This window comes from Anaerolineae bacterium, from assembly GCA_014360855.1.
Taxonomy (GTDB): Bacteria; Chloroflexota; Anaerolineae; order JACIWP01; family JACIWP01; genus JACIWP01.
This window is the reverse complement of sequence record JACIWP010000045.1, coordinates 1-14,876: the sequence shown is the minus strand read 5'-3', so window position 1 is coordinate 14,876 and position 14,876 is coordinate 1. Positions and strand designations below refer to the sequence as shown.

11 protein-coding genes and 1 tRNA gene are annotated in these 14,876 nt (G+C 64.6%); 4 read left to right on the top strand and 8 right to left on the bottom strand.

Features of this window, described 5'->3' with window-relative positions; genetic code table 11:
* The first annotated feature begins 152 nt into the window (after positions 1–152).
* From H5T60_03960 to H5T60_03950, 3 genes are all read left to right on the top strand, one after another.
* Positions 153–1,736 carry a hypothetical protein gene (locus tag H5T60_03960; protein ID MBC7241581.1) on the top strand — a complete coding sequence of 528 codons (1,584 nt, stop codon included), beginning with the start codon at positions 153–155 and terminating at the stop codon, positions 1,734–1,736.
* Positions 1,737–1,953: 217 nt separating this feature from the next.
* Positions 1,954–2,027 (top strand) — tRNA-Val (locus H5T60_03955).
* A 329-nt stretch (positions 2,028–2,356) separates the two neighbouring features.
* Entirely contained in the window at positions 2,357–4,144 is a 1,788-nt protein-coding gene (locus H5T60_03950; GenBank protein ID MBC7241580.1) for a threonine--tRNA ligase, read from the top strand.
* Between the two features lie 32 nt (positions 4,145–4,176).
* Here H5T60_03950 and H5T60_03945 read toward each other — a convergent pair whose 3' ends face one another.
* The 8 genes from H5T60_03945 to H5T60_03910 all read right to left on the bottom strand — a co-directional run bounded on the left by H5T60_03945 (position 4,177) and on the right by H5T60_03910 (position 12,477).
* On the bottom strand, positions 4,177–5,166 hold the full coding sequence (locus H5T60_03945) for a C-terminal binding protein (GenBank protein MBC7241579.1): 990 nt from the start codon (positions 5,164–5,166) through the stop codon (positions 4,177–4,179).
* 70 nt (positions 5,167–5,236) lie between these two features.
* Entirely contained in the window at positions 5,237–6,463 is a 1,227-nt protein-coding gene (locus tag H5T60_03940; protein ID MBC7241578.1) for a SufD family Fe-S cluster assembly protein, read from the bottom strand.
* The gene (locus H5T60_03935) at positions 6,439–7,185 is read right to left on the bottom strand and encodes an ABC transporter ATP-binding protein (protein ID MBC7241577.1); all 747 of its coding nucleotides are present in this window, start codon (positions 7,183–7,185) and stop codon (positions 6,439–6,441) included. Before H5T60_03935 ends, H5T60_03940 begins: the two co-directional genes overlap by 25 nt.
* A gap of 93 nt (positions 7,186–7,278) precedes the next feature.
* A complete protein-coding gene (locus H5T60_03930) occupies positions 7,279–7,512 on the bottom strand; it encodes a hypothetical protein (protein ID MBC7241576.1) in 234 nt (77 codons plus the stop codon).
* Between the two features lie 152 nt (positions 7,513–7,664).
* Complete coding sequence (locus H5T60_03925; GenBank protein MBC7241575.1) at positions 7,665–8,138, bottom strand: YbaK/EbsC family protein; 474 nt, start codon at positions 8,136–8,138, stop codon at positions 7,665–7,667.
* A gap of 1 nt (position 8,139) precedes the next feature.
* Positions 8,140–10,050 (bottom strand): ABC transporter ATP-binding protein, encoded by a 1,911-nt coding sequence (locus tag H5T60_03920; protein ID MBC7241574.1) that lies wholly within the window; start codon positions 10,048–10,050, stop codon positions 8,140–8,142.
* A gap of 5 nt (positions 10,051–10,055) precedes the next feature.
* The gene (locus H5T60_03915) at positions 10,056–11,861 is read right to left on the bottom strand and encodes an ABC transporter ATP-binding protein (GenBank protein MBC7241573.1); all 1,806 of its coding nucleotides are present in this window, start codon (positions 11,859–11,861) and stop codon (positions 10,056–10,058) included.
* Positions 11,827–12,477, bottom strand: coding sequence for a TetR/AcrR family transcriptional regulator (locus H5T60_03910; protein ID MBC7241572.1), 651 nt, complete (start codon positions 12,475–12,477; stop codon positions 11,827–11,829). The genes H5T60_03915 and H5T60_03910 overlap by 35 nt, the downstream gene beginning before the upstream one ends.
* 190 nt (positions 12,478–12,667) lie before the next feature.
* Between H5T60_03910 and H5T60_03905 the strand changes: the two genes are divergently transcribed.
* On the top strand, positions 12,668–14,876 hold a 2,209-nt coding region (locus H5T60_03905), incomplete at its 3' end, for a hypothetical protein (GenBank protein MBC7241571.1).

Sequence of the window (14,876 nt, the reverse complement as noted above, 5' to 3'; positions counted from 1 at the left end):
GCCCCGACTGATCAGACGCGCTCTCTTCACCTACCGATGGTCTCTCGCCTATGAAAGTGGGTAAGAGTCAGGCAGTACGCCGGCATCGTCATTGACGGCCCCGGCATCAAGACGTAAAATAGGAGCATCGAGTACCCAGGAGAGGCGAAATCATGGCGCATGCATGGACAGCCGATCTGAAACAGCCCCAGCCGGCCGCTCCGGAACCCCTATGGTGGCGCATCTCTACTGGCTTATTGGTGGCTTCCGCGTATCTCTATAGCTTTGTCCAGACCGAGATAGATCCCGATCTGTGGGGCCACGTGCGCTTTGGCCTGGACGCCCTGCGGGCTGGGAGCATTGCCCGGAGCGACCCTTACTCGTACCTGACCGCCGGCGTGACCTGGATCAATCACGAGGTGCTGGCGGAATTGGCCATGGGTTGGGCCTACAGCCGTTGCGGAGCGCTCGGGTTAAACCTGCTTCGATTGGCCATTGGCGCCATCACGTTGGCGGTGATTGCGTGGCACTTGCGCCGGCGGGGTAGCACGACTGTCATCACCGCCAGCCTGGTCGTGCTCGCCATGTTCGACATGCAGGGACACCTGATGCAGATGCGCCCCCAGATTTTCACGCTCCTCTGCTTCATCCTCACCATCGTGGTATTGCAAGAGGCAGAAGAGCGAGGCCCCCGGATGCTTTGGTGGTTGGTGCCGATCTTCTGGCTCTGGATCAACACCCACGGCGGTATCCTCGCCGGCCTGGGCGTTGCCGGCGCATGGGCAGTCATCCGACTGTTCCAGATCGGCGTACAGCGGGAGACCCCTTTCTCGCATCGGTTGCGCGCCGGCCTGCATCTGGTCATTCCTTTGCTGGGAAGCCTGGCCGCTACCTGGATCACGCCGTATGGCCCGGGCTTGCTCGCGTTTCTGCTCCGCACCGCCACGGTGCCGCGCCCGGAAATATTGGACTGGCAGCCCTTGCACCTCTCCACTGGTCCGGGGGTCGCTTATCTGATTTGCCTGGCTGTCACACTGGCCGGCCTGCATTTCAGCCGGCGGCCCCGATCTGTCCCGCAGATGGGCATCTTCGCCATCATGGCCCTGGCGCCCTTCCTCGCTGTGCGCCACCTACCGCTGTTCGCGGGAGCCGCGATGCTTATCGCCGGCGAGCATGTGAACGACATGTGGACGCGTTGGCGCAGTGCTCACAGCCTGCGCCCCGGGCAGACCAGCCGGCTGTTCCAATACATCGTCATCGGCTCAGCCGTTGGCTTGGCCGTGGCCAGCGTGGCGCTCTCCATTCCTAAGATCACTTTCATCTCGATTCAGGCGGATGAGAACCCGTATCCCATTCGCGCGGTGATGCTGATTCGCCAAAACGTTCCCGAGGGGAACCTGGCGGTTCATTTTAATTGGGGGGAATATGCCATCTGGCATCTGGGGCCGGCGGTTAAAGTGTCCATGGACGGCAGAAGGGAGACGGTCTACCCGGAAGAAGTGTACCAAATGAACATCCGCTTTATGACCGGACTAGGGGAATGGGATACCTTGCTGGAACAATATCCGACCGATATGGCGCTGGTGCGCAAAGTGGATGCCACGTATAACCTGTTGCGCTGCAAACCGGGCTGGGTACTGGTCTATGAGGATGATATCTCAGCGCTGTTCGTGCGCCAGGACTTTCGCTATCGCCGGGCGCTGGAGGAGGCCGCGACACGGATCGCTGAGGAAGCGGTGAGTTTGCGTTTCCCTTGATCCCTCCTCGCCCTGAGTGCTCAACGGGGGATCGCGATCCCGTGAGGGGATGGGCCTGAAAGCCCTTGACGCTCCCCGCAAATGGATCGGGGATGGGTCTTCTGACCCAGATGTGCCGGCTATACTTTCTCCACATCCTCTTTTCGGAGGGTGTTAGACCTGCTGTTTCATCTCGATTTGCATATTTCCCCAAACGCGATTATAATATAGCCAGCATGGGCGGTTAGCTCAGCAGGCTAGAGCGCCACGTTGACATCGTGGAGGTCGTAGGTTCGAGCCCTATACCGCCCACCTTTGTACAGCGCCCGTGGCGCCGGCCGCGGGCCGTATATTTTACACGCGATGACCGGGACGAGTACGCCGGCCCACCGCCCACAGGGAGGAGGGGCCCTGGACTGCAAGCCCTTCCGGCAGTGCCGGCGGAAAACCACCCGCGAGCAGACGCCCCAACGGGCCTCGCCCAAGTAAGGCGTTCCGGCTGGCCCCGTTATCGGCCGCATGAGGATGCTGGCTGTCTGCCGGCATCGAAATTGGGTGGAACCGCGGGCCCTCTCGCCCCAATGGGGTGGAGGGCCCGTTACATTTATGCAGAACGTCCATCGCATACAGGGGGTGATCATATGAACGACCATCAGGACGAGAGACTGCACCGCATCCGACACTCCGCCGCCCACGTCATGGCCGATGCCGTGCTCGAGCTCTTCCCGGGCGCCAAGATCGGCATCGGGCCGGCCATCGCCGACGGCTTCTACTACGATTTCGACCTGCCGCGTCCGCTTACACCTGAGGACCTGGAGATCATCGAACAGCGCATGCGCGAGATCATCAAGGGAGGCTATCCCTTTGAGCGCAAGGTCGTCACGCCGGAGGAGGCGCGGGAGATTTTCAAGGACCAGCCGTATAAGCTGGAGCTGATCGAGGGGTTGGTCTCCGGCCGCGAGAACGAGGACGGCGAGGTGATCCAGGCGCCGGCGCAGGAGATCACCATCTACCGCCACCGCAATTTCACCGACCTGTGCAAAGGGCCACATGTGGAGAAGACCAGCGACATCCCCATAGATGGCTTCAAGCTCCTGAAGACCGCCGGCGCCTACTGGCGCGGGGACGAGCGCAACCCCCAGCTCCAGCGCATTTACGGCACCGCCTGGCTCTCGAAGGAAGAGCTGGATGCCTACCTCCAGCGGTTAGAGGAGATTGAGCGGCGCGACCACCGCCGGCTGGGCAAACAACTGGACATCTACTCCATTGACCTGGACATCGGCCCAGGGCTGGTGCTCTGGCATCCCAATGGCGCCATCATCCGCCACGAGATCGAGAATTTCTGGCGCAACGAACACCTGAAGCGGGGCTACAGCCTGGTCTACACGCCGCATATCGCCAGCGAGCGCATCTATGAAATCAGCGGCCACCTGGAGGCCTATGCGGACATGATGTACGCGCCCATGGAGATCGAGGGCCGGCCGTATCGCGTCAAGCCCATGAACTGCCCCGGCCATATCAAGATCTTCAAGAGCCAGTTGCGCTCCTATCGCGACCTGCCCATCCGTTATGCCGAACTGGGCACCGTCTACCGCTTCGAGCGCTCCGGTGTCCTGCACGGCCTCCTGCGGGTGCGCGGCTTTACCCAGGACGATGCCCATATCTTCTGCCGGCCGGACCAGCTTCAGGAGGAGATCGACGGGGTCCTGGACCTGACCGAGTTCATGATGTCCACTTTCGGTTATCGCTACAAGGCCTATCTCTCCACTCGACCGGAGAAATACATCGGCACGGACGAACAGTGGGAGTTCGCCACGGAGAAACTGCGCGCCGCGCTGGAACAGCGCGGCATGGAGTACGAGGTGGACGAGGGCGGCGGCGTCTTCTACGGCCCGAAGATCGATACCAAGCTCTGGGACGCGCTGGGACGGGAATGGCAGGGGCCGACCCTGCAGTTGGACCTGAACCTGCCCGAGCGCTTCGATGTCAATTACATCGGCGAGGACGGTAAGGAGCATCGCGTCATCATCCTGCACCGCACGGTGTTGGGCTCCATGGAACGCTTCATCGGTGGACTGCTGGAGCACTATGCCGGCGCCTTCCCGCCGTGGCTCGCCCCGGTGCAGGCCATCTTTATCCCGATTGCCGACCGCCACAACGCCTACTGTCATGCCCGGGCAGAGCTACTGCGCCAGGCCGGCCTGCGCGTGCAGGTGGACGATTCCAGCGAGCGCATGAGCGCCAAGATTCGCCAAGCCCAGTTGCAGAAGATCCCCTATATGCTGGTGGTGGGAGATCGCGAGCTGGAGGCCGGCGCGGTGGCCGTGCGCCTGCGGAGCGGCGAGGACCTGGGAAGCGTCCCCTTCGAGACGTTCCAGCAACAGCTTACCGAAGCGGTACGCACCCGCCGTTTCGAGCTGTGGAAGTAGCCATCAGGTGACAGTCACCTCTGCGGTGACTGTCACCTGCTTTTTCCCAGGAGATGGGCATTCACCGCGCCCTTGGGGATGCGGCCGGCGATGATGTCTATCGCCTCCTGGCAGGCCTGGCGGTACAGCTCCACCGCCGCGTCCTCGGAATAGGCGGCGGTGTGCGGCGTGAGCACGACATTTTCCATCTGCCGCAGGGGGCTGTCCACCGGCAGTGGCTCTTCCTCAAAGACGTCAAGGCCGGCGGCCCCCAGCCGGCCGTCCTGCAGGGCGCGGATCAGCGCCTGTTCGTCCACCACCGGGCCGCGGCTGGTGTTGACCAGCACCGCCCCCGGCTTGACCATCCCCAGCTCCCGCTCCCCGATGAGATGCCAGGTCTCGGCATTCAGCGGCACATGGATGGAGATCAGGTCGGATTGGCGCAGAAGCGTCTCCAGGTCCACCAGGGAGACCGAATACGCCGCGGCGGTCTCGGGCTGGACGTACGGATCGTAGGCGAGATAGCGCAGTCCCAAGCCGGCGGACTTCTCCACCAGGGCGCGAGCGATGCGGCCGAAACCGACCAGCCCCAAGGTCAGGCCGCGCAGCCGGCGGGTGCGGAGGGCGTACTGACGTGACCATTCCCCGCGGCGCATGGAGCGGTCCTGCCCGACCACGCCGCGCAGTGCCGCCAACAGCAAGGTCAGGGCATGCTCGGCCACGTCCTCCAGGCAGTACTCCGGCACATTGGCCACCAGGATGCCGTGCGCGGTGGCGGTTTCCACGTCCACCGTGTCATAGCCGATGCCGGCGCGAATGATGCCCTTACAGCGGCGCAGTTGGGGGATGGTGCGGGCGTTCAGCAATTTGCGCAGGGATTGGATGATCACGACGTCGGCGTCCTGCGCGTGGGCGACGACCTCCTCCTCGGTGCGCCAGCGGCCGGCTTCCCAGGCGATGCCGGCGCTCGCCAGCAGTTCCGCCTCGCCGCCGCGCGGGCTGAACAGGTCCTCATCATAGTCCACCAGCACGACCCGGTGCATAGATCGCTCCTCATTTTATGTTATAGGTGACAGTCACATCCAAGGTGACTGTCACCTGACTTTCTCAGCGTTACAGGCCGGACAGGTCGGCGGTCTGGATGACGCGCTCCAGGTCCGCCTGGAGCTCCGCCGGCAGGCCCTCGATCTTCACGTTCAGGAACCCCCGCACGATGATGGCCACCGCGTCCTCTTTGCTGATGCCGCGCGCCATCAGGTACTCGATCTCCTCCTGGGCGATGCGCCCCACCGCCGCCTCATGGGACATATCCACGTCGGCGAAGCGGGTGCTCAGCTCGGGGATGGCGGAGATGATGCCGTCGTCGCGGAGCATCAGGCCGCGGCACTCGAGATGGGCCTTGACGCGCGGCGCCTCTCCCAGCAGATGGCCGCGGGCGATGATATGGCCGCCGGCGGATATGGAGCGGGAGATAATCTCGGCCCGCGTCTCCGGCGCCTGCAGGACCACGCGCGAGCCGACGTCAATATGTGACCCGGGCAGTCCGACGATGACACTGCTGAAGCGCGCCACAGCCCCCTTCCCGACCAGGTAGGCCGTCGGATAGGTCTGGATGCTCTGCACCGGCTCCATCAGCACGTAATTGGAGATGAAGGTGCCCCCTTCCTCCACCATGATGCTGGTGCGGGGCCGTACTTCCACATTCTCCCCCCAATTGTGGATCATGGTGAACGTCACCGTGGCGCCTTTCTTGACGTATATCTCCGTGATGCCCACGTGCAGGGCGGTGCGGACGTTGAGGTCCACCGCACAGCCTGTGATGATGTGCAGTTCGGCCCCCTCTTCGGCGATGATGAGGTTGTGCACCTTCTGGGCCAGGCCGTCCTGCCCGATGAAGAGGCACGCCTGGAGCGGGAAGGTCGAGCGGGCGCCGGCGCGCGCCCGGATAAAATAGCCTGTGTCCAGGTCCAGCTCCGCCGTGGCGGTGAACTTGTCGGCATCCACCGGCACCGCTTTCCACCAGAAGTCGCGAACATCGGGATAGCTCTGCAGTGCCTGCTTGATGTCCAGGATCTCCAGGTCCTGGATGTTCTGCCGGCGGTGCACCACCGAATGATCCATGACGATGAGAGAGCCGGCGCGCTGGCGCTCCGTGACGTCAATGCCGGCCTTGGTCATGCGCTGACGCTGGGGCTCCGGCAGTTTGCTCAGGTCCTCGACCGGAGGATGCTCGCCGGCCTCATCGCGGTAGCGCCGCAGGTCCACGTCCGGCCCGATGGACGCCGGCTTTTCCAGCGCCCGGCGCGCCTTCTCCTTTATATCCTCTGTAACACGCGACATGTCACGCACTCCTCGTAACCGTGCTGGCGGATATTCTGCAGGATTTCCCGCGGGTTGCCGGAGCACTGGAGGACCCCATTGCACAGCACGTGCCCGCGGTCGGCCTCGATGTAGTCCAGGATGAAACCGGTATGGGTGATGATGAGGCCAGAGACGCGGCGCTCGTAATGGTGGTGGGTGGTCTTCTGCAGGAGCTCGGCGATGATCTGGCCGATGAGCTGGATGTTTTCCAGGTCCACGCCGGATTCCGGCTCATCCAGCATGACCAGGCGCGGCGATTGGGCTTTGAGCTGGAGCAGTTCGGAGCGCTTGATCTCGCCGCCGGAGAAGCCGGCATTGACGTCGCGATCAAGATGCTCCGTCAGGTTGAGCCGGCGGGCCAGTCCCTCGATGTCCAGGTTGTCGCCGTTGCCGGCGGCCAGCCGCACCATGTCCCGCAGGCGCACACCGTGCAGGGTGGGAGGCCGCTGGAACGCCATGCCGATGCCCAGCCGTGCCCGCTCATAGGGCGGCAGATGGGTGATGTCCTGGCCGTCGAACAGGATGCGGCCCTGCGTCACGCGGTAGCCCGAAAGCCCCATGATGGTGTTCAGCAGGGTTGTCTTGCCCGAACCATTGGGGCCGAAGAGGATATGGGTCTCCCCTTCCGGGATGACCAGATCAACCCCGTGGAGGATTTCCCTATCTTCCACCGAGACGTGCAGGTCCTGGATTTCCAGCAGTGGTTTTTTCATACGCTTACCTCTCTGGCGAAATTGCCGGCAGGGGCTGGGGTATCCTATCATCGCGCAGGCCCGCCGGCATGTACTTTGTTGCTATGCGCCGTCATGATCTCTGCTCAGCCTGTCCAGCAGGGTCAGGACGCCCCACAACAGCAGGAGCAGGAGCACGCCGGCCCCCATGCAGAGCATCCCGCTGAGCCAGGCCCCGCCGCCGTAGAAGGCGTAGATCAGCCCGCCGCCGATCACGAACAGGATGAGAATGCCGGCGGTGATGAGCCGGCGCTCGGTCTGGGCGCGATGCCGGCGCGGATCAAACAGCTGGGCCATGCTTCCCTTCTACAGGACATATGCGGTAAGTGCAATCTATTATACACCCGAACGGGCAGAGGAGGAAATTGTTAGGGGGCTGGATAGGCCCTACCGATGTTGCCCGCACGCAGGACCCCCCTGGCCCCCATGTATAGCGGCATTATCCTACCCTACTGGGAGAACCGCCCCAGTGTCCCCGGCACAATACGCAGGAGGTCCTCGGTGCGCAGGAGGAGGCCGGCCTCGGGCACGCCGGCGCTGATGGCCACGAACTCTTCCTCCAGTATTTCCTCATCCACCATCACCTGTGCCCAGCGCTGGATGCCCACCGGCGAGATGGCGCCTACGGTCAGGCCGGTGCGGCCGGCGATTTGTTCCGCCGGCAGAAGGCGGACCGAGGGGTTGCCGAGGCTTTGGCGCAGACGTACCAGGTCGAGCCGGCGGTGGCCAGGGATGAGCACCGCCAACAGCCGGCCCTGGTTATCCACCGCCAGCATGACCTTGACGATCTGGGAGACGCGCACGCCGCGCTCTTCGGCCGCTTCCTCCGTGGTGAACACCGGCCGGCTGTGCGGCCGCACGGCAAATGGGATGCCGGCGGCCTCCAGCGCCTGCGTGACCGGGGTTTGGATAGGCTCGGCCATATCAGCCTGCCCCGGACGGCGCCAGCGCCGGGCCGGCGTTGGGCGTGCCTTGCCCGGCCGGCAGTACCAGCCGCTCGATGGCCTCCAGCCGGCGGAACTGGCTCATGTACAGTTGATAGTAAAAGCCGCGCTGCTGCAGTAATTCCTCGTGCGTGCCCCGCTCGATGATCTGCCCTTCGTGCACCACCAGCACCAGGTCCGCGTGCCGGATGGTGGACAGGCGGTGGGCGATGACAAATGACGTGCGGCCTTCCATCAACTTCAGCAGGGCTTCCTGCAGATGGATCTCCGTGCGGGTGTCCACACTGCTGGTGGCCTCGTCCAGGATGAGGATGCGTGGGTTCGCCAGGATGGTGCGGGCGATGGCGATGAGCTGGCGCTGTCCCTCGCTCAGGTTACTGCCGCGCTCCGAGATATCGGTTTGGTAGCCTTCCGGCAGGCGGCGGATGAACTGGTCGGCGTTGGCCAGCCGGGCGGCCTCGATGACCTCCTCGTCGGTGGCATCCAGCCGGCCGTAGCGGATGTTCTCCATAATGGTGCCGGAGAAGAGGAACGGTTCCTGGAGCACGATGCCCAACTGCCGGCGCAGGCTGTCCTGGGTCACATCGCGGATGTCGATGCCGTCAATAGTGATGCGGCCGGCGTCCACGTCATAGAAGCGTGCCAGCAGGTTGACGATGGTGGTCTTGCCGGCGCCGGTGGGGCCAACCAGCGCGATGGTCTGGCCCGGTTTCGCCTCCAGGCAGATATCCTTCAGCACCGGCACACCCGGCACATAGCTGAAATAGACATGGTCAAACACCACATGCCCCTGGATGGGGGGCATTTCGATGGCGTCCGGCTTGTCAACGATGTCCGGGCGCACGTCCAGGAGCTGGAAGATGCGCTCCGCGCCGGCCATGGCCGCCTGAAACTGATTGTAGAGGTCCGAGAGGGAGCGCACCGGCTCAAAGAATCTGCGGGCATAGGTGATGAAGCTGACGATGACGCCGATGGAGATGACCTGACGGATGGCCAGCCAGCCGCCCATGCCGACTACCACCGCGATGGCCAGGGTGCTGATGGCGCTGATGGCAGGGGGCAGGAGGGCGATATAGGTCTCGGCGAGCGTGCCGGCCTTGCGCACCCGGGCGCTGGTTTGGTCGAAGCGCTCGATGGTCGCCTGTTCGCGGCGGAAGGCCTGGATGGTGCGCACGCCGGCGATGGTCTCCTCGCTGACCGCGTTCAGCGAGCCAATGGCCCACTGGGTCTCGCGGAAGGCCCGCCGGGAGAGCCGGGCCAGCGAGGCGGCTGTGAACAGCATCAGGGGCAGTACCAGGATGGTCACCAGAGTCAGCGGCACGCTCAGGGTCAGCATGGCGATGATGATGCCGAGCAGGGTGAGGATGTTGGAGAGCAGTTGGGACAGCACGTTCGAGATGCCGCGGTTGATGGCTTCCACGTCGTTGGTGATGCGGCTCATCAGGTCGCCGGCCTCGTTCTGGTCGAAGAAACGCAGGGAAAGGGCCTGTAAATGGTCGAAGATATCCTGCCGGATGGCGCGCAGGATGCGCTGGCTGACGATGGTCAGCCAGTACCCCTGGACAAAGCTCAGCAGTCCGCCGGTCAGGAACACCCCCAACATGATGAGCGAGAGACGCGCCAACTGCGCCAGGCTCCCGCGGGCGATGGCGGTGTCAACCGCATAGCCGAAGAGATACGGGTTCACCAGGTTAAAGCCTGTGGTGATGACCAGCAGGATGCCGATGCCTACCAGCGAGGCCAGATGCGGTTTCAGATAGCGCATCAGCCGGCGGGTGGTGCCCTTCAGGTCCTTAACGCTCTCGATGCGCATCGGACCGCCTGGGCCGCCTGACCGGGGGCCGCCCGGCCCCCCGCGCTGGGCCAATGCTTGCGGAGCACGCTGTATCATAGGTGTCAACTCCTCGCGATAGTGTCTGCGGCGCGTGGATCGCCGGCGGCCGGCGCCGCGACCTCAAACTCGGCCTGCTCGGCGTCGGCGTGCATCTGCGAATAATAGATGTCCTGGTACACCGGGTTCGTAGCCAGCAGGGAGAGATGGGTACCGATGCCGACAATCCGTCCCCGTTCCAGCACGATGATCTTGTCCGCGTGTAGGATGGAGCTGATGCGCTGGGCGATGATGAAGTTGGTGCGGCCGCGGCGTATCTCTTCCAGCGCCTGCTGGATCTTGTACTCGGTCTCCATGTCCACACTGCTGGTGCTGTCGTCCAGGATGAGGATGCTGGGATTCATGACCAGGGCGCGGGCGATGGCGATGCGCTGGCGCTGTCCGCCGGAAAGGTTGCGGCCGCGCGCCTCCACCCAACTGTTGTAGCCGTCGGGCATGGCCATGATGAAGTCGTGCGCCTGGGCGGCTTTGGCGGCGGCAATGATTTCCTCGTCCGTAACATCCGGCCGGCCGAAGGCGATATTGTCGCGGATGGTGCCCTCGAACAGCACGATTTCCTGCGGCACGATGCTGATCTGCCGGCGCAGGTCATCAAAGCTCACTTCGCGCACATCCACGCCGTCGATCGTGACTCGGCCGGCGGTGACATCGTAGAAGCGGGGGATGAGGTATATCAGGGTAGATTTGCCGGCGCCTGTCGCCCCTACGATCGCCACCGTCTCACCCGGCTCGGCCACGAAGGAGATATCCTGAAGCACATCCTCACTGCCGGAGCCGTTATAGCGGAAGAAGACGTGCTCGAAGGCCACGCGGCCCTGGATGGCCGGCAGGCGCTTGGGTTGGGCCGGCTCCTGCACTGCCACGGGGATGTCCAGGATCTCGCTGATGCGCTCCGCCGAGGCGGCGGCGCCGGAGATGAAGGCGATCATCATGCTCAGCATCAACAGGGGGAACATGGTGCTCAGCACGTAATTATTGAAGGCTACCAGCTCGCCGACGGTGAGCTGGTTGGCGATGACCTCACTGCCGCCCAGCCACAGCACCAGCAGGGAGGCGGCGTTCATCAGGAGGAAGAGCACCGGGAAGGCGATGGATATCATCAGGCCGGCGCGCACCGCCTGCTGGTAGAGGTCCTGGTTGCGGTCCGCGAAGCGCCGGCGCTCGAAATGAGCGCGCACAAATGCCCGCACGACCTTGACGCCGGCCAGGTTCTCCTGGAGCACGGTGTTCAACGCCCCCAGTTTCTCCTGGATGCGCTTGAAGAGGGGGCGCACTTTGCCGGCGAAGACCGCCATAAACCCGAGCATTGCCACCATGATCACCAGGATGATGTACGCCAGGCTCGGCTTGGTCAGGTAGATCATGATGACACTGCCGATGACCATCAGTGGGGCGCGGGTCAGCATGCGCATGCTCATGGAGACCAGCATGCGCACCATCTCCACGTCGCTGGTGACGCGCACCATCAACTGGCCGGTCTGCATATGGTCCAGTTCGGGATAGGAGAGCGTCTGGATGCGCGCAAACAGCGTGTGGCGCAGGTCATACCCGAAGCCCTGCGAGGAGCGGGCGGCGAAGACGCCGGTGATGGTAGCGAAAAGCACGCGCAGTACGGCAAAGGCGACCATCAGCAAGGCGGAGGTCAGCACGACCTGCGTGTTCCCCACGCGGATGCCCTGGTCAATGGCGCGCTGGGCCAGCCGCGGTACCGCCAGGTCCAGCGGCACAGTGAGCGCGGTGGCCAGGATGCCGGCCGCCACCATCCAGCGGTAGGGTTTAAGGTAGCGCAATACTTTCCAAAGGGCGTTCATCGGCGGTTACACCTCTGAGGTACAATGTGATGAGTCGTAATGTGGTCTGCCAGATGGCGGCAAACTGTTCTTCGGAAATCAGCCCGCCGGCCAGATAGGCCAGCGGTCCGTTGGCCATGGCCAGCACAACCAGTGCCGCCTGCGCAGGTTCACTCCCGGGGGCGAACTGCCCCTGCTCCATCCCAATTTGGATGACCTGCGTGAGATGGGAGACATGTTCCTGGAAGCGGCGCTGGAGCTCCTGCCGGCGCGGGTCGTCATGCGCCGCCGGCGTCAGGATCAGGCGGTAAAAGGCCGGCTGGCGGCGCGCCATGTTGGCATAACAGTTCAGGTTCTCCTGCAGGACTTCCAGTGCCTGGCCGGCGCGGGCGCGCTCCAGCGCCTCCTGCCGGCGCTCCATGATGCGCGCCATCTCGCGCTCGCGCAGCGCGTCCAGGATGCTCTGCCGGCTGGGGAAATAGTTGTATAATGTCATATGAGAGACGCCGAGAATGCCGGCGATGCGCCGTATCGTCACGCTCTCCGGCCCACCTTCATGCACCAGGGAGTGGGCCACGTCCAGGATTTTCTGGCGCATCATCGCGACCTGCTCCGGACTGCGCGGAGGTCTGGGCATACAGCCGCTCCTTTCTCAACGGAGGAAAGGACTAAAATTTACAACGTAAAAATTATATCCGCCGGCGGCAAAGTGTCAAATACGCGGCGTGCAGTGACTGTCTCCTGGTACGCCGGGCGCCGGAACGCTCGGCGCAGTGCCGGCGTCTATAATGTATAGGCATCGGCCTTGTGAGAAAGGGGAGAAGAAGATGAGAGCACCGGAGGATTGGCGGCCCAGGATGGACCCGGAGGAGGAAGCGCCGGCCGGGGGCGGTGTCCCGTCCTGGCTGGTAATACTGGCGGTTGTCCTGCTGGCGGCTGCGGTGGTGCTGGCCGGCGTGGCCGGGTATATCCTCTTCCAACAGGCTCAGCGCGGGCGTGTCACCCCCACACCCCTTGGCCCGCAGATAGCGGTCGCGCCGGCCTCCGCGCGCCCGGGTGATATCGTCGAGGTGTCCGGCTCGGGCTGGCCGGCGCTGGCCACCGTGAAAATCTCGCTGGCGCCCCAGGGACAGCCGGCCGCCACGACGCTGTACACCACTGCCCGGGCGGACGCTAACGGGCGGTGGAGCCTGCGCTTTGCCCTGCCGCCCACACTGCCCTGGTCCCTGCCGGCCGCCGTGGACATCCTGGCCCAGGTAGAAGGCCAGGCCGCGGAAGCCCGCGCCGTCCTGCAGGTGGAGGCGGCCATGAGCATGGCGACGCCGACGCTGGCGCCCATCTGGACTGCGCCGGCGACCGTGGTGCCCACACTGCCCCCGACGATAGCGGCCAGCCCGACCGTGCCGTCCTATACGCCGGCGCCCACTGCCACCTTCACACCGCTACCGCCCACCCCCACACCGATTGTCTTCCCGCCGACGGCGACGCCCACGCGCCTCCCGCCCACACCCACGCCGCGTCCGCCGACCCCTACGCCCATCATCCCGCCGCCCACACCGACGGCCTTCTTCGGCTGGAAGGGGGAATATTACGCCAATGTGAACCTGGCGGAGCCGGCCGCGCTGGTGCGCGATGACCCGTATGTGGACTTCAACTGGGCTGGCGGCGCGCCCTGGCCGGGCCTGCCGGCGGACTATTTCTCCGCCCGCTGGACGCGCTCCATGTACTTTGATGCCGGCACGTATCTGTTCCGCATCACCGTGGACGACGGCGTGCGCTTCTGGATCGACGACCAGCTTATCGTGAACGAATGGTACGTCGGCGCGGCGCGCACCTTTGAGCGCAGTGTCTCCCTATCCGCCGGCTATCACTATTTGCGCCTGGAATATTTCGAGTCCGCCGGCGTCGCGCTCATCCGGCTGGCCTGGGAGCCGGCCCCGCTGTACCCGGACTGGAAGGGGGAGTATTTCGGCAACCCGGACCTGGCCGGCGCCCCCGTGGTGGTGCGCAACGATCCAGCGGTGGATTTCGACTGGGGCGAGGGATCGCCGCGCCCGGAACTGCCGGCCGACAACTTCTCCGTGCGCTGGACCCGCCAGCTGTGGCTGGAAGAAGGCCCCTATCAGTTCCGCGCCCTGGTGGATGACGGCGTGCGGTTATGGGTGGACGGCAAGCTGGTCATCAATGCCTGGGTGGACGGCCCGGTGCGGGAGGTCAGCGGGCACATCTATCTCGCCGGCGGCTCCCATGAGATGCGGGTCGAATATTACGAGCGGACCGGCCGGGCGGTAGTGCGGCTCTCATGGGAACGCCTGGCGACTTTCCCGGCATGGCGGGGGGAGTATTACGCCAACCCGACTTTGGCCGGCCCGCCGACGCTGGTGCGCAACGACCCCACCATTGATTTCGACTGGACGGCGGCGCCGCCGGCGCCCTTCATGCCCCGCACGAACTTCTCCGTGCGCTGGGTGCGCTGGGTGGATTTCGGGGCCGGCGGCTGGACGCGCTTTGCCGCCGGCGCGGACGACGGCCTGCGTATCTGGGTGGATGGCCAGCTCCTGCTCGATCAGTGGCGCGACCAGCCCTATACCGAATGGGCGGTGGACCGCTGGATGGCGCAGGGCTGGCACGAACTGCGCGTCGAATACTATCAGCGCGACGGCGTGGCGAAGGTTCGTCTCACATGGGGGGCGGTGACGCCGCCAACCCCGACGCCTGTCCCGCCCACGGCCACGCACACGCCGGCGCCGCCCTCGCCAACGTTTACTCCGACGCCGGCGCCCACCCTCACGCCCATCCCCACCCGGACAGGGACGGTGGTGCCTCCCACCTCGACCTTCACCCCATCGCCGGCCTGGCCCACCGTCACATCGGAGGCCGCCGGCATGCGTCAGCTCCGCCTCCAGCCCTGGGTGATACAGCCCGGGGAGATGGTGCAAGTGCAGGGATTTGACTGGCCGGCCGGGGCAAAGGTACTGCTGGGCTGGAGGGAGCAGGACGCCGGCCGCGAGGATATCGTCTGGCTGGCGGAAGCCC

Excerpts from the sequence above, each read along its gene's own strand:
- H5T60_03950 (MBC7241580.1), top strand. The coding sequence starts at position 2,357 with ATGAACGACCATCAGGACGAGAGACTGCACCGCATCCGACACTCCGCC.
- H5T60_03940 (MBC7241578.1), bottom strand. The coding sequence starts at position 6,463 with ATGTCGCGTGTTACAGAGGATATAAAGGAGAAGGCGCGCCGGGCGCTG.
- H5T60_03915 (MBC7241573.1), bottom strand. The coding sequence starts at position 11,861 with ATGAACGCCCTTTGGAAAGTATTGCGCTACCTTAAACCCTACCGCTGG.
- H5T60_03925 (MBC7241575.1), bottom strand. The coding sequence starts at position 8,138 with ATGGCCGAGCCTATCCAAACCCCGGTCACGCAGGCGCTGGAGGCCGCC.
- H5T60_03945 (MBC7241579.1), bottom strand. The coding sequence starts at position 5,166 with ATGCACCGGGTCGTGCTGGTGGACTATGATGAGGACCTGTTCAGCCCG.
- H5T60_03960 (MBC7241581.1), top strand. The coding sequence starts at position 153 with ATGGCGCATGCATGGACAGCCGATCTGAAACAGCCCCAGCCGGCCGCT.
- H5T60_03910 (MBC7241572.1), bottom strand. The coding sequence starts at position 12,477 with ATGCCCAGACCTCCGCGCAGTCCGGAGCAGGTCGCGATGATGCGCCAG.
- H5T60_03920 (MBC7241574.1), bottom strand. The coding sequence starts at position 10,050 with ATGATACAGCGTGCTCCGCAAGCATTGGCCCAGCGCGGGGGGCCGGGC.
- H5T60_03930 (MBC7241576.1), bottom strand. The coding sequence starts at position 7,512 with ATGGCCCAGCTGTTTGATCCGCGCCGGCATCGCGCCCAGACCGAGCGC.